The organism is Oceanospirillum sediminis (assembly GCF_014164585.1).
GTDB classification, from domain to species: Bacteria; Pseudomonadota; Gammaproteobacteria; order Pseudomonadales; family Halomonadaceae; genus Oceanospirillum; species Oceanospirillum sediminis.
The window spans coordinates 49,592-71,588 of sequence record NZ_JACJFM010000019.1; the positions used below are offsets into that span (position 1 = coordinate 49,592).

The 21,997-nt window shown below is 48.8% G+C and carries 21 protein-coding genes; 9 read left to right on the forward strand and 12 right to left on the reverse strand.

Features of this window, described 5'->3' with window-relative positions:
• Nucleotides 1–98 precede the first annotated feature (98 nt).
• Nucleotides 99–1,952, reverse strand: coding sequence for a DNA primase (gene dnaG / locus H4O21_RS14505; RefSeq protein WP_182809591.1), 1,854 nt, complete (start codon nt 1,950–1,952; stop codon nt 99–101).
• Nucleotides 1,953–2,137: 185 nt separating this feature from the next.
• Nucleotides 2,138–2,353 carry a 30S ribosomal protein S21 gene (rpsU, locus tag H4O21_RS14510; RefSeq protein WP_028304873.1) on the reverse strand — a complete coding sequence of 72 codons (216 nt, stop codon included), beginning with the start codon at nt 2,351–2,353 and terminating at the stop codon, nt 2,138–2,140.
• A 202-nt stretch (nt 2,354–2,555) separates the two neighbouring features.
• On the opposite strand from rpsU, the gene tsaD reads away from it, so the two are divergent.
• From tsaD to folK, 3 genes are all read left to right on the forward strand, one after another.
• Nucleotides 2,556–3,602 carry a tRNA (adenosine(37)-N6)-threonylcarbamoyltransferase complex transferase subunit TsaD gene (gene tsaD / locus H4O21_RS14515; RefSeq protein ID WP_182809592.1) on the forward strand — a complete coding sequence of 349 codons (1,047 nt, stop codon included), beginning with the start codon at nt 2,556–2,558 and terminating at the stop codon, nt 3,600–3,602.
• 113 nt (nt 3,603–3,715) lie between these two features.
• A complete protein-coding gene (gene folB, locus H4O21_RS14520) occupies nt 3,716–4,075 on the forward strand; it encodes a dihydroneopterin aldolase (protein WP_182809630.1) in 360 nt (119 codons plus the stop codon).
• Complete coding sequence (gene folK / locus H4O21_RS14525; protein ID WP_182809593.1) at nt 4,075–4,593, forward strand: 2-amino-4-hydroxy-6-hydroxymethyldihydropteridine diphosphokinase; 519 nt, start codon at nt 4,075–4,077, stop codon at nt 4,591–4,593. The genes folB and folK overlap by 1 nt, the downstream gene beginning before the upstream one ends.
• A gap of 31 nt (nt 4,594–4,624) precedes the next feature.
• On the opposite strand, the gene H4O21_RS26130 is transcribed toward folK, so the two are convergent.
• Nucleotides 4,625–5,725, reverse strand: a complete 1,101-nt coding sequence (locus H4O21_RS26130) for a tRNA nucleotidyltransferase/poly(A) polymerase-related protein (protein ID WP_182809594.1) — start codon at nt 5,723–5,725, stop codon at nt 4,625–4,627.
• A 106-nt stretch (nt 5,726–5,831) separates the two neighbouring features.
• Between H4O21_RS26130 and H4O21_RS14535 the strand changes: the two genes are divergently transcribed.
• The 4 genes from H4O21_RS14535 to H4O21_RS14550 all read left to right on the forward strand — a co-directional run bounded on the left by H4O21_RS14535 (nt 5,832) and on the right by H4O21_RS14550 (nt 8,927).
• Complete coding sequence (locus H4O21_RS14535; protein WP_182809595.1) at nt 5,832–6,077, forward strand: hypothetical protein; 246 nt, start codon at nt 5,832–5,834, stop codon at nt 6,075–6,077.
• A 77-nt stretch (nt 6,078–6,154) separates the two neighbouring features.
• Nucleotides 6,155–6,718, forward strand: a complete 564-nt coding sequence (locus H4O21_RS14540; protein WP_182809596.1) for an LPP20 family lipoprotein — start codon at nt 6,155–6,157, stop codon at nt 6,716–6,718.
• A gap of 29 nt (nt 6,719–6,747) precedes the next feature.
• Entirely contained in the window at nt 6,748–7,977 is a 1,230-nt protein-coding gene (locus tag H4O21_RS14545; RefSeq protein ID WP_182809597.1) for a flagellar assembly protein T N-terminal domain-containing protein, read from the forward strand.
• Nucleotides 7,978–8,363: 386 nt separating this feature from the next.
• The gene (locus tag H4O21_RS14550) at nt 8,364–8,927 is read left to right on the forward strand and encodes a zinc ribbon-containing protein (RefSeq protein WP_182809598.1); all 564 of its coding nucleotides are present in this window, start codon (nt 8,364–8,366) and stop codon (nt 8,925–8,927) included.
• Nucleotides 8,928–9,058: 131 nt separating this feature from the next.
• Here H4O21_RS14550 and ald read toward each other — a convergent pair whose 3' ends face one another.
• Nucleotides 9,059–10,174: an alanine dehydrogenase gene (gene ald, locus H4O21_RS14555; protein WP_182809599.1), complete on the reverse strand. Its 1,116-nt coding sequence runs from the start codon at nt 10,172–10,174 to the stop codon at nt 9,059–9,061.
• Between the two features lie 299 nt (nt 10,175–10,473).
• Here ald and ilvD point away from each other — a divergent pair, with 299 nt between their 5' ends.
• Nucleotides 10,474–12,306 (forward strand): dihydroxy-acid dehydratase, encoded by a 1,833-nt coding sequence (ilvD, locus tag H4O21_RS14560; protein ID WP_182809600.1) that lies wholly within the window; start codon nt 10,474–10,476, stop codon nt 12,304–12,306.
• 171 nt (nt 12,307–12,477) lie between these two features.
• Here ilvD and H4O21_RS14565 read toward each other — a convergent pair whose 3' ends face one another.
• The 3 genes from H4O21_RS14565 to H4O21_RS14575 all read right to left on the reverse strand — a co-directional run bounded on the left by H4O21_RS14565 (nt 12,478) and on the right by H4O21_RS14575 (nt 14,520).
• Entirely contained in the window at nt 12,478–13,470 is a 993-nt protein-coding gene (locus tag H4O21_RS14565; RefSeq protein WP_182809601.1) for a WD40 repeat domain-containing protein, read from the reverse strand.
• Complete coding sequence (gene rsd, locus H4O21_RS14570; RefSeq protein ID WP_182809602.1) at nt 13,467–13,943, reverse strand: sigma D regulator; 477 nt, start codon at nt 13,941–13,943, stop codon at nt 13,467–13,469. The genes H4O21_RS14565 and rsd overlap by 4 nt, the downstream gene beginning before the upstream one ends.
• Before the next feature lie 85 nt (nt 13,944–14,028).
• The gene (locus tag H4O21_RS14575; protein ID WP_182809603.1) at nt 14,029–14,520 is read right to left on the reverse strand and encodes a disulfide bond formation protein B; all 492 of its coding nucleotides are present in this window, start codon (nt 14,518–14,520) and stop codon (nt 14,029–14,031) included.
• 169 nt (nt 14,521–14,689) lie between these two features.
• Here H4O21_RS14575 and H4O21_RS14580 point away from each other — a divergent pair, with 169 nt between their 5' ends.
• A complete protein-coding gene (locus tag H4O21_RS14580; protein ID WP_182809604.1) occupies nt 14,690–15,106 on the forward strand; it encodes a flagellar basal body-associated FliL family protein in 417 nt (138 codons plus the stop codon).
• Nucleotides 15,107–15,245: 139 nt separating this feature from the next.
• On the opposite strand, the gene gshA is transcribed toward H4O21_RS14580, so the two are convergent.
• The 5 genes from gshA to H4O21_RS14605 form a co-directional block, all read right to left on the reverse strand.
• A complete protein-coding gene (gene gshA / locus H4O21_RS14585) occupies nt 15,246–16,823 on the reverse strand; it encodes a glutamate--cysteine ligase (protein WP_182809605.1) in 1,578 nt (525 codons plus the stop codon).
• A gap of 185 nt (nt 16,824–17,008) precedes the next feature.
• Nucleotides 17,009–19,357, reverse strand: coding sequence for a Tex family protein (locus H4O21_RS14590; RefSeq protein ID WP_182809606.1), 2,349 nt, complete (start codon nt 19,355–19,357; stop codon nt 17,009–17,011).
• A 378-nt stretch (nt 19,358–19,735) separates the two neighbouring features.
• Complete coding sequence (locus H4O21_RS14595; protein WP_182809607.1) at nt 19,736–20,914, reverse strand: glutathionylspermidine synthase family protein; 1,179 nt, start codon at nt 20,912–20,914, stop codon at nt 19,736–19,738.
• Between the two features lie 18 nt (nt 20,915–20,932).
• A complete protein-coding gene (locus tag H4O21_RS14600; RefSeq protein ID WP_182809608.1) occupies nt 20,933–21,550 on the reverse strand; it encodes a DUF1190 domain-containing protein in 618 nt (205 codons plus the stop codon).
• 19 nt (nt 21,551–21,569) lie between these two features.
• Entirely contained in the window at nt 21,570–21,986 is a 417-nt protein-coding gene (locus H4O21_RS14605; protein ID WP_182809609.1) for a DUF350 domain-containing protein, read from the reverse strand.
• Between the last annotated feature and the right edge of the window lie 11 nt (nt 21,987–21,997).

Consider the following 21,997-nt stretch of genomic DNA (forward strand, 5'->3'; position numbering starts at 1 on the left):
GGTGAGAAAAATGCTAAGCTTTAAATTATAGCATTAAAAAGCACTTGACTTCCACTTTGTTCTAACATAAAGATCATTCAGTTAGCTGCTGCCCGGCTTTATTCCCCTTTGGCAGGGTGTCTGGCCTGCAGCAGCATCACCAGCTCTTCTTTCTCGGATCTGGTCAGAGTCTGACCGGAGCGACTTTTGCTCATTAGTTCATCAAGACGACGGGCATTATTGTGTTCTGCCCGCTTATGCTCCAGGGCATGGAGCCATGCTGTGAATTCTGATGCCAGTGTATCGGCAGGAATCAGAATATCTTCTGTTGCCAATCGGCCTAGTTGCTCTCCTTCCGGAGTGCCATACCAGTGGGCCAGGATACTCTGAGTGGAGGCTTCCGGGACAGAATTCAAGTATTCGGCCACTTTTTTCAGCAGAAAAGCGTGTGAGTCTGCCAGATTTTCCTCAATCAGGGTATTCAGGGTCTCCTGCTCACGGCTTTCCAATTGTGAAAGTATATCGGGTTTTCGAATCAGCCAGACCAGCAGTTTGTGTACATACTGTGCGGTATGGCTGGTCCCTGACTGGTCAGTATAGTCTGTCTGGTGACGGTAGTCGTCTTCAGGGGCTATGGACTCATGATAGTGATAGTCCACAGTCGGCGAATGCGCCGTCTGATCCAGCATCGGCATCAGGTGTTCGGTACTGATGCCTACCGTTTCTGCAAGCTTCTGGATAAGCAGTGAGCGTAGCAAACCAGCCGGTATACGCTGCAATAGAGGAATTGCTTTCTGTTTCAGTTGCGCGCGTGCTTCTGGCTGCTGCAGATCGAGGCCCTGGCCCAGATGCCAGAACAGGTATTCTGATAGAGGTGCCGCCCTGACAATGCGTTGCTCAAACAAATTTTTGCCCACTTTCCCGATCAGAGAATCCGGATCTTCTCCCTGGGGCAGAAATAAAAAGCGAGCCTGCCGGCCATCGGTCATATAGGGCAGTACATTATCCAGTGCCCGCTCGGCAGCTTTAATACCTGCTGAGTCACCATCAAAACAGAAAACAACTTCCGGAACCAGTTTAAACAATCGTTCCATATGATCTGAGGTGGCTGAAGTACCCAGGGTGGCCACAGCATAGTGAATACCGGCCTGAGCCAGGGCTACCACGTCCATGTATCCTTCTACGACCAGTAAGCGTTCCAGGGAGCCCGACGTACGGGCTTCATAAAGGCCGTAGAGTTCTTTGCCTTTCTGGAACAGCGCTGTTTCCGGGGAGTTCAGATATTTGGGTTTGGCATCACCTAATACCCGGCCTCCAAAAGCGATCACTTTGCCACGCCAGTCTCTGATCGGAAACATAATGCGGTCACGAAAACGGTCATAGCTTCGTCCGCTATCTTCTTTTTTTACCAGTAGACCGAAGTTGATCTGTTCCTGCTCATTGACTGATTTGCTGTTCAGATAATTTTTCAGCCCATCCCAGGCATCGGGAGCATAACCTATACCGAATTTCTGGACGGTATCCGGATTCAGTCCCCGGTGGTGAATGTAGTTTTGAGCCGCTGATGCATTGGCCGGGTCCTGAAGGTGGCGGATATAGAACTGGCTGGCCAGTTCCATAACCTCCAGGGATTTTTGCTGAATCTTACGTTGCTGTGCCTGTCGGGCATTTTCCTCTCTGGGAACATCCATACCCTGTTGTTTGGCCAGCTCCTCTATTGCTTCTACGAATGTCAGTTGATCATGCTCCATCAGAAAACCGACGGCATTACCATGAGCTCCGCAACCGAAACAGTGATAGAACTGTTTATCCTGACTGACGGTAAAAGACGGTGTTTTTTCGTTATGGAACGGGCACAGGCCGTGCCAGTTCTGACCGCTTTTTTTCAGTTTGACGACAGAGGACACCACATCGACAATATCGGTGCGGGATACAAGATCGTCAATAAAGTATTCAGGAATACGTCCGGCCATAGCGAATTATCATCTGACAGGCAATAAGGGTCCCGGTGTTTCCGGGTCTTATGGAATCGATAGAAACGAAAAACGGCCACCTTATATAAAAGGCAGCCGCTTTAAACCCCTAAAAAGACAACCGTACAGGTCACTATCTTAAAAGACAGAATACCCGTGCTGTTGCTTTTAGAACTGCGCTAGTCTTAGTACAGACGCTCGAAACGCTTCTGCTCGCGCTGAACTTTCTTAGCGTGACGCTTAACTGCAGCGGCAGCTTTGCGCTTACGAACCCATGTCGGCTTCTCGTAGAATTCACGACGACGTACTTCGGCTAAGATACCAGCTTTTTCACAAGAACGCTTGAAGCGACGCAGAGCAACGTCAAACGGCTCGTTGTCTTTAACTTTAACAGCAGGCATGAAAGACTCACCACCTTAAAAATAATAGGATTAAAAAAATTGAGATATGCTGCACACAGGCAGCATGCCTTAGGGGGAGCATAATTCTATAGGGTTTACCAGCCCCTTGCAAACCGGATCTGCCCGTATTCTGTGACTTTTAGTGCCATTTATCTGCTATAAAGGTAGAATGCGCCAACCTTTCAAGTAGTTAGTGAATCCCATGCGTGTACTCGGAATAGAAACCTCCTGTGATGAAACCGGCCTGGCGATCTATGATTCGGAGCAGGGGCTACTGTCTCATGCTCTGTACAGCCAGATCGACCTGCACATTCCTTATGGTGGCGTTGTCCCGGAACTGGCCTCCAGAGATCATGTACGTAAGCTTTTGCCTCTGACGCGGCAGGTCATGGATGAAGCGGGCTGTGAAGCAGATGATATTGATGCTATCGCGTATACCGCAGGTCCAGGGCTTATTGGTGCTCTGATGGTTGGAGCATCTGTGGCTCAGGCGTTAGCACTGGCCTGGGGGAAACCGAGCCTGGGAGTTCATCATATGGAAGGCCATCTGCTGGCTCCTATGCTGGAAGAGACTCCTCCAGCGTTTCCGTTTGTGGCGTTGCTGGTATCGGGGGGGCATACCCAGCTGATCGAGGTTCAGGGAATTGGTGAGTATCAGATGCTGGGAGAAAGTATTGATGATGCAGCCGGTGAAGCATTTGATAAGTCTGCCAAAATGATGGGCTTACCCTATCCGGGAGGCCCGCATATTGCCCGAATGGCCGAAATGGGTATTGCTGATCAATATAAATTCCCTCGTCCGATGACCAATCGTCCCGGACTGGATTTCAGTTTCAGTGGGCTGAAAACCTTCACTCTCAATACGATTGATGCAGAAAAAGCGAACAATCCGGATGGGGCGTTGAGCGAACAGAATATTGCAGATATTGCGCTGGCGTTTCAGGATGCGGTTGTCGATACCCTGGTGATTAAGTGTAAGCGGGCTTTACAGCAGACCGGGCTAAAAAAGCTGGTAATAGCTGGTGGTGTCAGTGCGAATAAAGCGCTGAGGGAAAGGCTGGAAAAAACACTGACGGGTATGGGAGGAGATGTTTTTTATGCCAGAAATGAATTCTGTACTGATAATGGTGCCATGATTGCTTATGCTGGCTGCCAGCGTTTACTTGCCGGGCAGCGCAATGATCTGCAAATCAGCGTCCGCCCACGCTGGCCATTGACAGAGTTGCCGGATATTAAAGGGCAGAACTGATCTGAAGTTGTCGCCTGGAGTGGATCAGGCGGCGCGTCTTTTTAATAATATGGTTTACAGCTTTCTGGCGTTTGTAAGCCAGAGTCTACTGTAAACGGATAGCATTTAAGGTGATGAAATTGGATCGGGTGTTTATTGAAGGCCTCAAGGCTGATGCACTGATCGGAGTATATGACTGGGAAAGGGAAATTACTCAGCCTCTGGTGTTTGATATTGAAATGGCAACGGATATTCGTCCGGCAGCCGAGCAGGATGATCTGAATCTGACACTGGATTATTACGCCATCAGTCAGGCGGTATTAAAATATGTGGCACAATCATCATTTGAGCTGATTGAAAGCCTGGCTGAAGCGATCGCCGCTTTGATTATGAATGATTTTGGCGTGAGCTGGCTGAAAATTAAAGTCAGCAAACCTGGCGCTGTGCCTGAAGCTGCGAATGTTGCCGTACAGATTGAACGGGGTAATGACTGATGGCCCGCGTCTATCTGAGTCTTGGCAGTAATATAGAAGCAGAGAAGTATATTCTGAAAGGTCTGGATGCGCTTTATCAGGCTTATGGTGATCTGCAGTTGTCGCCGGCCGTGGAAAGTGAGCCTGTTGGTTTTCAGGGGGATAACTTTATTAATCTGATGGCGGTGATTGAAACCGATCTGCCGCTGGCAGAACTGAGTCGCCAGCTACGCCAGATTGAGTATGATCATGGGCGTGAAGAGCATGTGGTGAAGTTCAGTGGGCGTACACTGGATATTGATATTGTCATGATTGATGATCTGTGTGGTGAGCATGATGGTATCCGGTTGCCGCGCCGTGATTTGTTTGAACATGGTTATATGCTGTATCCGACGTCGTTGATGGAGCCGGACCTGGTACCGCCCGGACAGGAAAAAACAGCACGGCAATTGTGGCAGGTTTTTCCTCATACCGAGCAGCAACTCTGGTTGAGAGAGTTGTTCTGGCAAGGACGTAATATTTCAGAGGTTCAGGAGTAACCTGAACCTGTCTTCTCCTGGTGCTGAAGGGTCAGAGCCTGTGCAGCCAGTGTGATACCTCCTGAATACGCTGTTGCCGGATGGCTTGTCCCAGTTCTGGTCCCTTCAACCCTTGCTCACTGAACTGGCGTGCGCTGATTTGCCGAATGTTATCTGCCAGAGATTGCCATTGCTGCTTAAGAAGCCTGTCGTCTGCAGGCAGCATAGATAATAAGGCGGCGAATAACCCGCCTTGTTTTAATGCTCCGCTTTTTTCAAGCAGCATCAATACTTGTTCTGTGTTCTCCGGTGTGTACAGGGTATGTCGGAATGCCTCGTAAAGCAGTGCAAAATCAAGATAGCGTCTGGGGCTTTTCAAGCGGATATTAAGTGTCTGAATCTGTTCAGAGCTCAGTGTTTTTAATAGCCAGGCCCATACCTGCATCGATTGTCCTGAGCCTTTCAGCTCATCAGGTATCGTCAGAGCATCAGGCTGTAGGCAGAGGGTTTGCAGTTCAGGCCACCACACTTCTAATGCATGGGTTTGTTGCAGTAACTGAAAATACTGCTCCGGATCGGCTTCTTCCAGTGCCCGTTCTGTTTCTTTCCAGACCCGCTCTGCGGATAAGTGTTGTAGTTCACCCTGAATGGCGAGTTCGGACATCAGAGTCAGTGTTTCTTCTGCTACGCGAAATCCCAGATGATAAAAGCGGGCCAGAAAGCGAGCGCCGCGTAATACCCTTAGCGGATCTTCTGAAAATGCCGGAGATACATGGCGTAGCAAACGATTCTGTAAATCGGTTTGCCCCTGGTAAGGGTCCGTTAGCTGATTATCCGGACCTAATGCCATTGCATTGATCGTAAAATCCCGGCGTTGAAGGTCCTCTTCCAGACTGACATCCGGGTTGGTATGACAGATAAAGCCCTGATAGCCATGTCCCTGTTTACGCTCTGTCCTGGCCAGGGCATATTCTTCCCGTGTTTCCGGATGGAGAAAAACTGGGAAGTCCTTGCCAACCTGAGTAAAACCGGCTGCCAGCATCTGCTCTGGTGTTGCACCGGTTACCACCCAGTCATTGTCGTGAGCCTGAACGCCTAATAACCGATCTCTGACAGGTCCGCCGACCAGAAAAACTTTTCCCGGACACAACATTGTTAGTTTACCTTTTAATTTCTAAACTTTTTTTCAACAGAGCCGATAATATCCGTTACATTAATTGGCTCAAGTGTTTCCGGTAAATAATGAGCAGGACAGTTTAATGAGCAAGGTCGTAAAAGTCATAACAGGTATTCTTTTCATTGCTGGTCTGGTCGGTTGCGGACACCAGCAACGTCATGATCAGGCTCCACCGGGTTATGTGCTGAAATTACCACCAGCCCCTGCTCAGCCCCGCAGAGTTATTGTGCGGACGGAAACCCATCGGGTGTTAACACCCCAGGTAATTTATGAACCGTGCTGTCGTATGCAGCCGGATGTCATCCATTATCGTCGTGTGCACCGATAGGAATAAATCATTTCATTGACGAAATGTGTTACTTACAGCTAAACACCTTTTTTGTGACGGACATCCGGAGAGATGACATGAAATTTAAACTGGCTACTCTTACTCTGGCAAGTGCGGTTCTGGCAGGTGCATCTATGCCTGCTCTGAGTAACTCTCAGGTTATTTATCAGCAGGTTGAGCACGTTTATACACCAAAAGTTGAGCCTATTGTGGTTCGTGTGACGGGCTATGGTGCTTTTTTGGACAACCCGCGTATGTCTAAAGGACAGAATCAGCTGATGGCGATGCGTGCTTCGAAACTGGATGCGTATCGTGCGCTGGCTGAGCGAGTATACGGTACTCGTGTAAGCGGTAGCTCGAATGTAGAAGCGATGGTGCTGCGTGATGATCGTTTCCGTACCTACGTCGATAGCGTGATTCGTGGTGCTAAAGTTATCTCTACTTACGAGCTGGCACACAAAAACTACGAAACTACTCTGGAACTGGTTCTGGAACCAACGTTCTATGATTGTATGTCTTCAGTTAACGCACTACAGACGCCAAACTGTACTGCTCCGACAGTTCATGGTGAGTCACCTGATACTCGTGCGGTCACCCGTCCTCTGGTGAAAGTACAGCCTGGGCAGTATTATGTAGATTAATCATCTGAGGTAATACAAGGAGCGGTCGGTTGTTCACTAAAAAGATCCGTCACAATGTCCTGAAAGCCCTGGGCTTTACTCTGGCTCTGGGCAGTGTACAGGCAGAAGCTAAATGGCTTGAGGCAACCGGCCAGGCCTCGATTCAGCATCAGGATCTGGTCAGCGCTCGCAGAGCGGCCATACGTGATGCGGTTCGTCAGGTCAGTTTGCAGGCTGGTGCGGATGTCAGCAGTTTTCAGCAGATGACTGATGGTGCTATTACTGCTGATAATGTCAGAGTCAGCTCGAATGGCACCGTTCAGGATATTAATATCCTGAAAGAGGAAGTCAGAAATGGCGTTATGTACCTGACTATCAGTGCAGATGTCATTACTGAGAATAATACCTGTGGTACGGAGATGAGTAATAATTATCTTCGTAGTGCAGCAGTCAGTTCCTTCTATCTGGCAGACCCTCAGTCTGCGGCTTATGGTGGTTTTTATCGCATAGGCCAGCGTTTGCCATCAGATATGAGTCAGCGTTTATCCAGTATGCAGCGTCTTAAAGTGATGGATGCATCTGATATTCTGCTGTATGACCGGCCAGAGACTATCCCTACCACTATTACGACTCAGGGCAATCTGACGAATGCCATTAAGACCGCCAATAAGATGGGTGTGCAGTATGTGATCAGTGGCATCATCAGGGATATGTCTATGGTACGTCCGGATCTGTTGCGGACGAAATCTTTCTTCGAGAATATGAAAGATGAGTACCAGTATAAAGATGCTCGTTTTGAGCGTCGGTTCCAAATGGATATTTTTGTACATGATGGCTTCAGCGGTTCCATGGTGTATAGCCAGCGTTATGACACCCGTGGCTTATGGCCTCTGCCTCCTTCAGAAAAGCCTGGCTATGGTGCGGTATCTTTCTGGGAAAGCGATTATGGCACCGAAGTGAATAAGGTGATGGCTCAGGCGGCTGAAGATTTGCAGACTGCACTGGGATGTCAGCCATTTATGGCAAAGATTACCAGGACTGATGGGCGGAATCTGTATATTGACTCTGGAGCTGATGCTGGATTACGTCCGGGCGATACTCTGAATGTCTATCGTCTGAGTACTTTCTACGATAATCAGCAAAACGCCTATACGGAGCTGGAAAATGTCAAACTGGTGATGACGCTGAAGAAAGTGCAGCCATTCTTTGCCCGGGGAGTGATTGCTACCGAGCCGGATAAAATTGGTATTCAACAGGGCGATGTAGTCATCGCCTGGTAGTATTATTCTGATGGCAAACAGAATAGAACTAACGGTATTCGTCTGATAAAAAAGCATTTTCTGATAGAAAGTTGTGATTCGCCCTGGCCATAAACGATAAAGCCGTTTATGCTGTAAATTATTAAAATACTAACGATAAAGCACGTGAGTGCTTAAACATTTCTTCCTTGGTCAGACTCCGGTTAATACCGGAGTTTTTTCTTTCCAGAAGCTGATTTTTATCAGTATCCATAAGCAGTTATCCTGAGTAAACTGACAATGCAGGTAGCAGTACTATACTGATAGATATTTCTTGTATTGCAGATTCCTATAGTGTTTTTGTAATTTTTATCTGACATTAAACAGCTCTGTATTACCTGAATCGCAGAAACGGACGGGAGGCAATTATGTCTGATCAGCCAGATAAAAACTTTGAGGATAACCCGGGATTGCATAATGAAAAGTTGGCCCGGCACTACGACAGTGCTCTGGAGCGTCTGGAGTCCCAGCTGGCAGATGCTGAGGTCAGCACTCTGGCGGCATTGCAGAAAGAGGTCAGGGACGCGGTTGAGTTCGAGCATGAACTGGAGCGTCTGACTAAAGACGAAGTTGCTTTGCTGACAACCTGGCTGACCAGGGATATGCAGCACCTGGGGCACTTTGTCAGTACAACGGGGCGTGGACTGGGGGAGTGGCTGAATATCGATCTTTCCGTCATGGAGCTGTCACTGGTCAGGGCACTACAATCGGTCGCCGATAAAACCTGTATTGATCAGCTTGAACTGAAGCAAAAGCTGGATAGTGATATGGGGACTTACCTGGAAGGTGAGTTGGCCACTGCTGGTACATTCTCCTGTACCGCCTGCGACAAAATGGTTGTGTTGACACATACCCGCTCTATTGAACGTTGTCACCGTTGTGATAACCATATTTTTCATCGTGTCAGCCAGTTTCATGGCATGGCGGAGTAGTGTGTTATCGGCGCTTTAAGTTGACTTGATACAATGCCTGTGCTGGTTTCAGGAAAAACAGGTAGTTGTCTGAACAAAGAAAAAAAGCGGGAATCAATATTCCCGCAAACAACTTAAGCAAAAGACCTGTATCATCCGACAATCTTTGTCGGATTAGTGTAAGCATAGCTCAGACTTTCTGCGACTGCCTGATTTGTCACCTGGCCTGCATGAATATTCAGCCCGTTCATCAAGTGCTTATCGTCTTTTAATGCATGTTGCCAACCTTTTTCTGCCAGAGCCAGCACAAAGGGCATCGTTGCATTAGTCAGTGCCAGAGTTGAGGTTCTGGCAACGGCTCCGGGCATGTTGGCCACACAATAGTGAACAATTCCCTCTTCAATATAGACAGGGTTATCATGAGTGGTTGCCCGGCTGGTTTCAAAGCAGCCGCCCTGATCAATCGCAACGTCGACCAGTACACTGCCTGGTATCATCTGTTTCAGCATTTCCCGACTGATCAGTTTAGGTGCCGCAGCCCCCGGAACCAGTACGGCTCCGATAACCAGATCGCTGCGGCGAATGCACTGTAAGACGGACTCTGTTGTAGAGTACAGGGTTTTCAGGCGTCCCTGATATCTGTGGTCCAGTTCTCTTAATCGTGCAACAGAACGGTCCAGTAGAGTAACTTCTGCCCCCAGACCCAATGCCATACGAGCCGCATTTTCTCCAACAACACCGCCTCCGATAATAGTGACATGGCCCGATTCCACCCCCGGCACTCCGCCAAGCAGAACACCTCTGCCGCCCATTGATTTTTCCAGGCATCTGGCTCCGGCTTGTACAGAAAGGCGCCCGGCCACTTCGCTCATAGGTGCCAGCAGAGGAAGGCCGCCATGTTCATCTGTGACTGTTTCATAAGCGATAGCGGTACAGCCCGACTGTATCAGGCCTTCTGTCTGGTCCGGGTCCGGCGCCAGATGCAGGTAGGTGAATAGCAGCTGGCCTGGTCTCAGGCGTCTGTATTCTTCCGGTTGAGGTTCTTTTACCTTAACCACCATGTCGGCTTTACTGAAAATTGTTTCCGCTTCAGGAACAATTTCTGCTCCGGCAGCCTGATAATTCAGATCAAAAAAACCGATGGCGCTGCCGGCATCTTTCTGGACCATGACCTGATGCCCGCGTTGTGTCAGCTCTTTTACGCCAGCCGGGGTCAGGCCGACCCGGTACTCCTGATTTTTTATTTCTTTAGGTATGCCAATAATCATTGACTGAACTCCTTAAAACCCGGCACAAAACAGGGATGAATTTCTTTCTAAGTATAAAACAAAGAATTCCTCTGGTTCAGCTAGTCATCATCGCGCCACAATGGTAAAAAGTCACCTTGCAAGTGCTAAGCGCCTGAACAGACGTTTCTCTGTAAAAAAATATTCTATCCTGATTGTCGCTGACCAGAGGGTGGCGAAATATTGTTGTTCAGGCATGTATGTCGATTCATAAAGAGCGGGTAATGGAACAAAATACGTTCTGTTATGCCGCCTTATCTAATAGCTGTTGAGGAATACCCATGCCCGAGTACCGCTCAAAAACCTCCACTGCAGGTCGTAATATGGCTGGCGCCCGTGCCCTGTGGCGCGCCACTGGTATGAAAGATGATGACTTTCAGAAACCCATTATTGCGGTGGTGAACTCTTTTACTCAATTTGTACCGGGACACGTTCACCTGAAGGATATGGGCCAGTTGGTGGCTCGTGAGATTGAACAGGCCGGAGGTGTGGCTAAAGAGTTCAATACTATCGCGATTGATGATGGTATTGCGATGGGCCATGATGGCATGCTGTACAGTCTGCCATCCCGTGACATCATTGCAGATTCTGTTGAATATATGGTTAATGCCCACTGTGCGGATGCTATGGTGTGTATTTCTAACTGTGACAAGATCACGCCGGGAATGCTGATGGCGGCGATGCGTCTGAATATTCCAGTGATCTTTGTTTCCGGCGGTCCTATGGAAGCCGGTAAAACTAAGCTGGCAGAGCACAAACTGGATCTGGTTGATGCGATGGTGCTGGCGGTTGACCCGGACGCTTCTGATGAGCTGGTGGATGCCGTTGAGCGTTCCGCTTGTCCGACTTGTGGTTCCTGCTCTGGTATGTTCACGGCGAACTCGATGAACTGTCTGGCGGAAGCCCTGGGTCTGGCACTGCCGGGTAACGGTACGGTTGTGGCGACACACGCGGATCGTGAGCAACTGTTTAAGCGTGCCGGTCATCGTATTGTTGAGATGACCAAAGAATACTACGAGCAGGATAATGATCGTTTGCTGCCGCGAAATGTTGGCTTTAAAGCGTTTGAGAATGCTATCGCGCTGGATATCGCTATGGGTGGTTCCACCAATACTATTCTGCACCTGCTGGCGATTGCTCAGGAAGCGGAGATCGACTTCACCATGAAGGATATCGATCGTATGTCCCGTGAAGTACCTCAGCTGTGTAAGGTGGCACCAAATACCCAGCAGTACCATATCGAAGATGTACATCGTGCCGGCGGTATTATGGGGATTCTGGGTGAACTGGATCGTGCCGGTAAACTGCATACTGACGTGCCAACGGTACACTCTGTGGATATGAAGGCTGCTCTGGATGAGTGGGATATTATGCGCAGCCCGTCAGAAGCGGTGATGGAATTCTATAAAGCAGGTCCTGCAGGTATACCAACGCAAATCGCATTCAGTCAGGCAACACGCTGGCCGACACTGGACGGTGATCGTGCTAATGGTTGTATTCGTTCTCTGGAAAATGCTTTCTCTCTGGAAGGTGGCCTTGCAGTACTGCACGGTAATATTGCGCTGGACGGTTGTGTGGTGAAATCCGCCGGTGTCGATGAATCCATTCTGGTGTTTGAAGGCCCGGCTCATATTACAGAGTCTCAGGATGAAGCAGTCGCTAATATTCTGGATGATAAAGTAAAAGCCGGTGATGTGGTCATTGTGCGTTATGAAGGCCCACAAGGTGGCCCTGGTATGCAGGAAATGTTATACCCAACGTCTTATATTAAGTCCAAAGGTTTGGGTAAGGCGTGTGCGCTGCTGACCGATGGTCGCTTCTCTGGCGGTACTTCTGGCCTGTCTATCGGTCATGTTTCACCAGAAGCCGCTGCCGGTGGTGCTATTGGTCTGGTGCGTAACGGTGATATTATCCGTATTGATATTCCAAACCGTACCATTGATGTCCTGCTGTCAGACGAAGAACTGGAAGCTCGTCGAGTTGAGCAAGACAAACTGGGCTGGAAACCGGCTCAAGAGCGCCCTCGCAAAGTATCTGCTGCGCTTAAAGCATACGCTAAACTGGCTACTTCTGCGGATAAAGGCGCGGTCAGAGATCTGTCTAAGCTGGATTAATCTATAGCAGTCAGGACAGTGGTACGATCACTGTCCTGTCTTTCCGGATATTATCGGTAGTGTGCTGCTGATCTGGCTACCAGTTATATAATTGATAGCTTATAGATATAATAAAGCCCCTGCTATTTCGGATAGCAGGGGCTTTATTATTTTGAGCTGAGGAAAATAATCTTATTTGCTGAACTCGTAAGCCAGGCCATTACTACCCATCGCTCTATAGCTGCCATCACGGGTAAAGGCAACATCCATAATACTGACGCCTGATGGTTTCCATTTATCCCGTTTAGACCCTTCCCAGCCTGCTGTTTGCTGTTGAGTGCTGAGATCCCAGAGTTTTATCTTGCCTGTACTGGTTCCGGTCAGCAGTTCGTTCTGCTGTGGAGCAAAGCGTGCTGCAGTATACGTGGATGAGGCGACTTCAACTCCCCGGTTGATATCCATATTCATAGCAATTTTGCCACTGTTCAGGTCAACCAGAACCCCGGAACCACCCTGAGCGCCGCTGAAGGCATAGGCTGCACCGGGAGATAAGGCAACAGACCTTACCTGATTTTCATGGGACCATTGACCTTTGATTTCACCATCTGGCAGGCTCCAGATATATACTGAACCCGTTCTGGTTCCTGCAATCGCCAGACGGTTATCACCGCTGATAGCGACTGCTGTGACCTGGTCATCAACAGAGAAATTTCTGACACCCTGACCCTGGCTGGTACTGATCAGTACTGCTGTACTGTTATCCATCCCGGCAATCAGATAGCTGCCATCATCAGAGATCGCCAGGCTACGAACATCATCAGGCAGAGCCCAGAAGTTAGCTGGTTTTCCTGATGTTGCATCCCATAACGTCAGCCTGTCCTGTTCTGCCGTGGCGCCATAGCGTCCATTACCGGCAACTGCGACCTGGCTGAATAAAGAATACTCACCGGCTTTATGATTCCAGTTATAAATACGTTCCTTCTGTGGCAGCTGCCAGAAGCTGCCGCCGTGATTAATCGACGCAATCACTGCGGCAGAGCCATCTGTGTTCAGGGCTGCATCGAAAGCTCCTTTTACCGCCAGTTCCCAGGTATTATTTGGCGGAGTCTGATCAATACAGCCTGTAACAGCTCCCAGAGCAGTCAGTAAAAGAGCAGACGTGATCGTTTTCCTTACGGGGATCATATATCAATCAATTCCTGATGCGCGTTGTGCAGGGTTTCTATTAACAGATCTTCATGCTGGAAGCGGTCAGCGAGCTGTTCACCCAGGACGGAAAGCCTGGCTGACAATGTTTGCTGATCCATTTGTGACAGATCCTTATCATCAAAGGCTTCATGAAAATCAAGAATAGCATCGGTACTGACCTGTATCATTGGCAGTACCCGGTTACTAAGCTCTATCGCTTTATCATCACAGAAGGCCTCTGCTTCACGATACAACTGTTCAAAAATTTCAAAATGACCTGCAGAAGTGTAATCCACCATAATCTCGCACAGCTCATGAACCTTGCTTGATTTTGGCATTCCACCTTCTGAGATCTGCTTAACCAGATCAGTGTACAGCACCAGTAATTGCTGACGTTCCTGTAACCACTTATCAACCAGATCGTGTACGCCACTCCAGCGTTCACGGGCATTTTTACAACCTTCCAGCATGGTGTGACCTCCTGCATTTCTGAGGGGAGGAGCCTGGCTCCTCTGTCCTCTTTAGCATACGGTAGCCCTTAAATATTGTCACCTGTTAATCTATATTACGGCGGGCGCTGATCAGGCTTATAGCTGCAAGCCCCAGATATGCAAATAATGTCCACCACGGAATAGATAATCCCATGAAAGTCCATGATACTTCTGCACATTCTCCACTGCCCTGCAGGACTTTACTGATAACATCAGTATAGGGCAGAACTTCTATCATGTAGTCCAGGCCCGGACCACAGGACGGCACTTCGCTGGGAGGCAGGTTCTGTAGCCAGATATGACGTAAGGCCAGACCGATACCGGCAAACAGAGAAATCAGAGTCAGGCCGTTGTATACAGTACGGCCGCTGCCTGAAGGGTTATGCAGGGCTGCAATCAGAAAGAACAGACCAGCAGCCATGAAACTGATGCGCTGAAAAATACATAACGGGCAGGGTTCCATCTCAAATACATGCTGCATGATCAGTGCTGAAATAATCAATACAGCACATGCGGCAAAGCCTGCCAGGTTCAGCACTCGGTAATTCAGGGGCATCCTTTTTTCCTCGGATAAAATAAAAAAGTAAGCATATTATATGGCGGGCATACATTGGAAAAAATCTGCAGCCGCCATACAATGACATAAAAGCGTACAGGTTCAGATATTTTTTTCCCCGTCTGGTTCCCTGAAGCGAATGGAATGATAATTAAGTGGAGAGCTGTGTGTGATTAAACTATTCAAACAAGGGATAATGGCCACTCTGATCGCCCTGTTGGCAATTGCTCCGGTTCGGGCTGAAGATCCGCCGCCGGCAGGACCTTCGGTGACTTATACCGAAATGAGACCTGCGTTTGTTGTTAACTATGGTGGTCCGGGGCGTCTGAAGTATCTGAAAGCAGATATTACTCTGGTGACCAGCTCTTCTGATGCTACAGAGGCGGCTGAGCATCATATGCCTCTGATACGCAATACTCTGGTGACTCTGCTGAGCAGCCAGACGGATGAAGCGGTTACTACACCGGTAGGTCAGGAGCAGATGCGTCAGGATGCAACTCAGGCGGTAAAAGAGCTGTTCCAGCAGGAAGTAGGGCATCCGGTGATTGATGACCTGCTGTTCCTGAACTTTATCTATCAGAAGTAATTATCTGCTGTAAGAATAAATTGACTGAACGGCCTGTGCAGGTGTTTCACTTTTCAGGCCGATCAGACAGATAGACAGAAAAAAATCCCTGTAACAATTTATGTTGCAGGGATTTTTTTGTTTGTACTTTCAGACCCCGTTAACTGTGCTGTTTTTGTGCGGCCATATACTCTTCCAGGAACTGGTCAAAGCTGATGTTGTCAGCTTGTTCTATATCCTTTTGTTGCTGAATAGATGAGTCTGTCAGCTGACTGAATAATGCATTACGTGCTTTGTTTATCTGTTCCTGTTTCAGTTCCCTGGCCTGTTGCCGTGCCAGCTCCAGAGAAAATTGCGTAAAGCTGCCTGCTTTTCTGACTCCGGCCAGCACCTGAGCCGAGGGCGTTTTCTCAGGCTGATCAATACTCTGGCGATAAACTTCCAGAGCCTGCTGATGTTCAGGGTTATCCAGTCCCTGATCCAGTAACTGCGCTACCGGGATAAGCTGGTCAAACAGCTGATGGCTCCAGTCTTCACGGCTGATAGCACCATCTGGCGTATTCAGCATCAGACCGGGTTTACGGCCTTCGTTCACAATGGCACTGTGATTATCTTCCAGCATCAGGCACTCATCATCAGGAATCTGAGGACTGTTTTCCAGCAGGCAGAATACCAGGAAGGTATCTACAAAGCGTGCCTGGGTTTTATTCAGGCCAGTGCTTTCAAATGGATTAAGATCAATACAGCGGACCTCAATATACTCGACGCCTCGCTCGGTCAGAGCCTGAGAAGGGCGTTCCCCTGAGCGGGCGACTCGCTTAGGACGGATATCACTGTAATATTCATTTTCAATCTGCAGAATATTGGTATTCAGCTGGCGATATTCGTTGTCTGCTTTAACACCGATGGCCTCATAATCCGCATGAGGTGTATTGATGGCGTGAGTCAGCGTTGTGACGTAATTTTCCAGTGAGTTAAAGCAGATTTTCAGGCTGGCCTGTACATTGTTCTGATAGCCCAGGCCGCTCATGCGCAGCGAAGTGGCATAAGGCAGATAGAAGGTATCATCATCCAGTTTTTCAAGAGGATGTTCTCTGTCTTCAACAAAGCTCTTGTCAACGGTTGGGGACGCACCGAACAGGTACAGCAATAACCAGCTGTAACGTCTGAAGTTACGAATCAGGGCAAAATATTGCTCTGACATAAAATCCTGCATTGGCTGGTCATTTTTCTGCAGATGCTGCAGGGCAGGCCAGAGTTGCTCAGGCATAGAAAAATTATAGTGCAGACCGGCAATCGACTGCATGATGCGGCCATAACGCCAGGACAAACCCTGGCGGTAGACGGATTTCATGGTACCTGAATTGGATGTGCCATACTGAGCAATAGGAATACTGTCATTGCCATGTAACCGGCAAGGCATACTGGCAGGCCAGATCAGCTCTTCATCCATATTCTGATAGCTGAAACGATGCAGGTCTTTCAGGAAATCCAGCGTATCGTCCAGACGTGTTGAGACAGGGGTAATAAATTCCAGTAATGCTTCGGAATAGTCCGTCGTAATATGGGGATGAGTCAGTGTCGAACCCAGGCGCTCGGGGTGAGGGCTCTGAGCCAGTTCTGCATCCGGAGTAATGCGCAGACCTTCTTTTTCCAGACCTCGCTGAATCTGGGTAAATAGGCCGCTCTGGGCTAAGGGCTGCAGAAACTGCAGACGGTCTTGAATGGTAACTGACAAGTGGTATCCCCTATCGATAACTACCGAACCCGGTGAAATTTAAAAGCCTGATCAGCCAATATTGGGGCGGCAGACCAGGCTTCAAGGTCTGGTTTTCAGTTTAGCTGCTACATTGTGTTCAGGTAGCACTGAAACCCTTTATTGTCACTCAGGCTTAACTGTATGTTGATGCGTAATTGCGACAATTATTTACGTTTTTTCTGCTGAGCCTGAGCCAGTAGCATGCCCAGAGTGCCCATCTGCCCACTATCCTGAGGTTTACTCTGGTAGCTGTTTTGTCCCTGATTGCGGCCGCCTTTTCCACGGCTACCCCGGTTACGTTTATTGTCGTCTCCGGTGCTGGCTCCACGGCCACTTTGTGCTTCAGGTTCATCATTAAGACGCATGGACAGGGCAATCCGGCGACGCTGTTGATCTACATCGATCACTTTAACTTTGACGATATCTCCGGCTTTTACTACGGTACGCGGATCTTCGACAAATTTATCGGACAGCGCTGAGATATGCACCAGACCATCCTGGTGCACACCGACATCCACAAAAGCACCAAAATTAGTCACATTGGTCACTGAACCTTCCAGGGTCATGCCTGGTTTCAGGTCACTGATCTCCTCAACACCTTCCATGAATTCTGCTGCTTTGAACTCAGGACGCGGGTCCCGGCCTGGTTTATCCAGCTCCTGCAGGATGTCAGTCACCGTTGGTAAACCAAAATGCTCATCGGTATAGCTAGCAGGATTCAGTCCTTTCAGGAACTGACTATCGCCAATCAGACTGTCCAGAGGGCGATCGCTGGCCTGAGCAATTTTCTTCACTACAGGATACGCTTCCGGGTGCACAGCGGATGCATCCAGAGGGTTTTTTCCATTCATGACCCGTAAAAAACCGGCACACTGCTCAAAGGTTTTTGGGCCCAGACGAGGTACATCCTTAAGTGCCGTACGGGAATCAAAGGCACCATTCTGGTCACGGAAGCTGATAATATTCTGGGCCAGGGTGGCATTCAGGCCGGATACCCGGTTCAGGAGGGCAACGGATGCTGTGTTTACATCAACACCGACAGCATTTACACAATCTTCTACCACGGCATCCAGACTGCGGGCCAGTTGGGTCTGAGAAACGTCATGCTGATACTGACCTACACCGATAGATTTAGGGTCAATTTTCACCAGCTCAGCCAGAGGGTCTTGCAGACGACGGGCAATAGACACTGCTCCCCGGAAGCTGACATCCAGATCCGGAAACTCTTTTGCTGCCAGTTCAGAGGCAGAATAAACTGATGCACCGGCTTCACTGACCATAATCTTGGTGACTTTATGATCGCTGATCAGTTTGACCAGTTCGGCAGCCAGCTTATCGGTTTCACGGGATGCGGTGCCGTTACCGATACTGATCAGATCAACTTTGTGTTTCTGAACCAGTTTCGTAAGCACAGCCAGCGATTCATTCCATTGATTGCGGGGTGCGTGAGGGAAGACCGTGGTGTAGTCCAGTAGTTTACCGGTGGAGTCGACGACCGCCACTTTTACTCCGGTACGCAGACCTGGGTCCAGACCCAGAGTAGCCCTGGGGCCGGCTGGTGCTGCCAGCAGCAGATCCTTCAGGTTACTGGCGAAAACCTTAATGGCTTCACCTTCGGCATCCTCACGCAGATTACCCATCAGTTCGGTTTCAATGTGCGTCAGCAGTTTTACCCGCCAGGTCCAGCGTACCACTTCTTTCAGCCAGCTATCGGCAGCACGTCCCTGATCCCGGATATCAAAATGAGCGGCGATCTTTTCTTCGCAAGGATGTACTTTGAGTTCTTCGCTGCCCGGCAGGGTGATACTCAGCTGCAGAACACCTTCGTTACGCCCACGAAACATGGCCAGAGCCCGGTGTGATGGTGCACTCTTTACTGCTTCGTTGTGTTCAAAATAATCACTGAATTTTTCACCGGCACTTTCCTGACCTGTGACAACGCGAGACTGAAGTTCTCCCTGATTCCACAGGTAATTTCTGAGTAGCGCCAGCAGCTCGGCATCTTCACTGAAGCGCTCCATCAGGATCTGTTTAGCACCATCCAGAGCCGCTTTTTCATCATGGATATTATGATCCGGGTTCAGAAAGGCGCCAGCAGTCGCCAGAGGATCAAGTTCTGGATCGGTAAACAGCTGCTCTGCCAGAGGCTCCAGGCCTGCTTCTCGGGCGGTCTGAGCTTTGGTGCGACGCTTTGGTTTATAAGGCAGATACAGATCTTCCAGGCGGGTTTTGGTATCTGCGGTCAGAATATCCTGCTTCAGTTCATCCGTCAGTTTGCCCTGTTCTTCAATGCTGTTCAGTACCGTTGCACGGCGATCTTCCAGCTCTCTCAGATAGCGCAGACGTTCTTCCAGATTACGCAGCTGGGTATCATCCAGACCACCGGTGACTTCTTTACGATAACGAGCAATAAAGGGAACGGTCGCTCCCTCATCCAGCAGGGCTACCGCTGCACTCACCTGAGTACCTTTTACGTTCAGCTCGTCAGCAATACGCTGGGCAATCTGTTCCATGGAGCGTGTTCTCTCAGCTTATTATCAAAGGACTGATCACTGCTGCAGAGCACTCTGCCAGCATGCGGCCAGTCAAACAAAATAACGACAGCCTGTGAAAAAAATAATAGGCCTGTTTTTTTATACAGTGTGCTGCTTTATACCGGAAAAAAAGGATACAGGCAAAGTACAGAGCCTCAGGTCTGTCATCGGAATATCAGAGCAAGCGGGCTATGTTATAGTGAACTTGAGCCACTGAAAATCGAGAAATTACTGCGAATGGTAATGTTTTTTTGCAAAAATTATTTTTCAGACCGTCATTGTCCCGGATGTAAGCAGGAATAACAGCAAGATAAGCTTATCGGTTATTCAGGCTGCTTACAGAAGAGAGCGTTCTGGTTAATCCAGGATAATATGGGGCAGGAAGCGTGAGGTATCCTGAGTAATCAGGCTGGCATCTTCTCTGATTGAAATACCCGCAGGCTGATCATTTACCAGCCATGAACCAATTAAAGTATAGTGTTTATCAAAAGCAGGCAGCGGGTGATAGGCCTGGTAGATATAACCTTCTTCACCATAAGGGCCATCGCTCTGATGTAATATCTGGTTGCCCTGCATGACGGATATATTGGCCCCTTCTCTGGAAAAAATCGGTTTTCTGACCAGGCGCCCTGAATAATCTGAAGGCAACTCATCTTCAAACCAGGCGGGCAGCAGATTAGGGTGACCCGGAAACATCTTCCAGAGTACAGGCAGTAAAGCTTTATTAGACAGAATGCTTTTCCAGATCGGCTCCAGATAATTGACCGGGCAATGATGCAGGTGCTGGCCATAGCTCTCCCGCAGCATAAACTCCCAGGGATAGAGTTTGAATAACCAGCGTATTTCGTGATTCTCAGCGTCTGTAAATACTGGCTGTCCCTGAGAATCTTCGCCGTACCCGATATCTTCTACAAAAACCTTCCGGGTTGTTATGCCAGCCGCTTCAGCGCAATCCTGCAAATAAGTAATGGTACCAAGATCTTCCTCGGTGTCTTTGCAGCAGCTCAGATGCAGAGTCTGTCCGGGATAATGCTTTTTCAGCTCAGCAAAGCGCTGAATCAACTTTTCCTGCAAGGACGTAAACTGATCGGAGCGATGTGGCAGAACACTTCTGTCAACCTGTTGTTCCAGCCATAACCAGCTCCAGAAACCGCTCTCGTACAAGGAGGTGGGGGTGTCGGCATTATTTTCCAGTAGCTTTGCCGGGGAGCGGCCGTCGTAAGAAAAGTCGAGGCGGGAATACAGGCTGGGTTCGCGTTGCAGCCATGAGCGCCGGATCAGATCCCGGAAATAATCCGGAATCTGGAATTTATCCAGCAGTTCGTCACTTCTGACCACATGATCAACCACCTGGAGACACATCTGATGGAGTTCTGCGGTTGGATCTTCCAGATCATCTTCAATCTGTCGTAATGAGAACTGGTAATAAGCACTTTCATCCCAGTAAGGCTCACCATCCAGGGTATGAAATTTAAAACCGTATTCAATAGCCGTTTGTTTCCAGTCCTTGCGTTCGGTAACAGGTATTCTCAGCATGATGATCCTTCCTGTTGTTCAGCTTCCAGACGATGAGCGGAATGAAGACACCCGTGACCCGAAGCCGCCTCGTGACAGGGTACGAGTTGATGTCGGGGCTTTAAAGTTATCTTTATAGACATTCACGCTATAAGAGGTTTTACCTATAGAACCATAACGATGGCCTTTGGCATTGTAATACCCCTTTTTATTGCGTCCATGACTGATATACAAGGGTGATGAATAGTGGCAGTAATCATCGGACAGATAGCCTTCTTCATAGCAATCATCGTCATCATCCATGGCCAGTGCAAAAGCCTGCATGGAAGGCATAAAACGCTCTTCGCCATTTTCCTCCGGCGCCGGGATACAGTGCTGAAATTCTTCTGAACAATCGGCATAACTTTGATATTTCGGCGCAAATTTTGCCGTAAAACTCAGCGCCTTCTGGTAAGCCGCAGCACAGAAGCTTTCCTGTCCCGCATTTTCACGGTTGCATTGCTCAAGGCTCTGATAAATTTTTGCTTCCAGAGGATCATCTCCGCAAGCAGAAAGCAATAATCCACTCCCTGTAATGACCAGCCATGAATTCAGCTGTCGGAAGGTAACTGATTGTTTGCGCATCCTTTTCAGATCGATATTTCGGGAGCGTTTCATATCCTTTACTCCTTATAGATCAATATGTCATACACGCGGCATTCAGTATGCCTATTGATACCGATGTCAGACAAAGCATAATGCCGGCAGGGGCTTCATCCTGCTCTATGCGCTCAACGATGCGAGGCATAAAACCAAAACGGATGATGGCGAAAGCAATGAGCTGGGCAATCAGAGCCACAATCGCCCAGATAATAAAATCAGCCAGGCCAACAGAGTTTGATGCAGCACTGGCCAGTGCAATAGAGAAACCAAGAATAGCTCCTCCGAAGGCCCAGGCTGCTGCCGTATTCTGTTTTTCTTTAATCAGGTACCATTCATCATGAGGCGTAATGCGGGTATAGATGAGTTTAAAAGCAAGCAGAGCTGCCAGGCTCAGAGTAAAGTAGACGGCAAAATCAAACAGGCCAGACAGAGAAGCAGTAACGATATCCATATGGTCACCCA

What these genes read in the sequence shown, in the direction of transcription:
- H4O21_RS26130 (WP_182809594.1), bottom strand. Translation starts at nt 5,725, where the DNA reads ATGTTGTGTCCGGGAAAAGTTTTTCTGGTCGGCGGACCTGTCAGAGAT.
- tsaD (WP_182809592.1), top strand. Translation starts at nt 2,556, where the DNA reads ATGCGTGTACTCGGAATAGAAACCTCCTGTGATGAAACCGGCCTGGCG.
- rsd (WP_182809602.1), bottom strand. Translation starts at nt 13,943, where the DNA reads ATGCTGGAAGGTTGTAAAAATGCCCGTGAACGCTGGAGTGGCGTACAC.
- H4O21_RS14575 (WP_182809603.1), bottom strand. Translation starts at nt 14,520, where the DNA reads ATGCCCCTGAATTACCGAGTGCTGAACCTGGCAGGCTTTGCCGCATGT.
- H4O21_RS14600 (WP_182809608.1), bottom strand. Translation starts at nt 21,550, where the DNA reads ATGAAACGCTCCCGAAATATCGATCTGAAAAGGATGCGCAAACAATCA.
- rpsU (WP_028304873.1), bottom strand. Translation starts at nt 2,353, where the DNA reads ATGCCTGCTGTTAAAGTTAAAGACAACGAGCCGTTTGACGTTGCTCTG.
- H4O21_RS14590 (WP_182809606.1), bottom strand. Translation starts at nt 19,357, where the DNA reads ATGGAACAGATTGCCCAGCGTATTGCTGACGAGCTGAACGTAAAAGGT.
- ilvD (WP_182809600.1), top strand. Translation starts at nt 10,474, where the DNA reads ATGCCCGAGTACCGCTCAAAAACCTCCACTGCAGGTCGTAATATGGCT.
- H4O21_RS14540 (WP_182809596.1), top strand. Translation starts at nt 6,155, where the DNA reads ATGAAATTTAAACTGGCTACTCTTACTCTGGCAAGTGCGGTTCTGGCA.
- H4O21_RS14565 (WP_182809601.1), bottom strand. Translation starts at nt 13,470, where the DNA reads ATGATCCCCGTAAGGAAAACGATCACGTCTGCTCTTTTACTGACTGCT.
- H4O21_RS14550 (WP_182809598.1), top strand. Translation starts at nt 8,364, where the DNA reads ATGTCTGATCAGCCAGATAAAAACTTTGAGGATAACCCGGGATTGCAT.
- H4O21_RS14535 (WP_182809595.1), top strand. Translation starts at nt 5,832, where the DNA reads ATGAGCAAGGTCGTAAAAGTCATAACAGGTATTCTTTTCATTGCTGGT.
- H4O21_RS14605 (WP_182809609.1), bottom strand. Translation starts at nt 21,986, where the DNA reads ATGGATATCGTTACTGCTTCTCTGTCTGGCCTGTTTGATTTTGCCGTC.
- H4O21_RS14595 (WP_182809607.1), bottom strand. Translation starts at nt 20,914, where the DNA reads ATGCTGAGAATACCTGTTACCGAACGCAAGGACTGGAAACAAACGGCT.
- folB (WP_182809630.1), top strand. Translation starts at nt 3,716, where the DNA reads ATGAAATTGGATCGGGTGTTTATTGAAGGCCTCAAGGCTGATGCACTG.
- dnaG (WP_182809591.1), bottom strand. Translation starts at nt 1,952, where the DNA reads ATGGCCGGACGTATTCCTGAATACTTTATTGACGATCTTGTATCCCGC.
- ald (WP_182809599.1), bottom strand. Translation starts at nt 10,174, where the DNA reads ATGATTATTGGCATACCTAAAGAAATAAAAAATCAGGAGTACCGGGTC.
- folK (WP_182809593.1), top strand. Translation starts at nt 4,075, where the DNA reads ATGGCCCGCGTCTATCTGAGTCTTGGCAGTAATATAGAAGCAGAGAAG.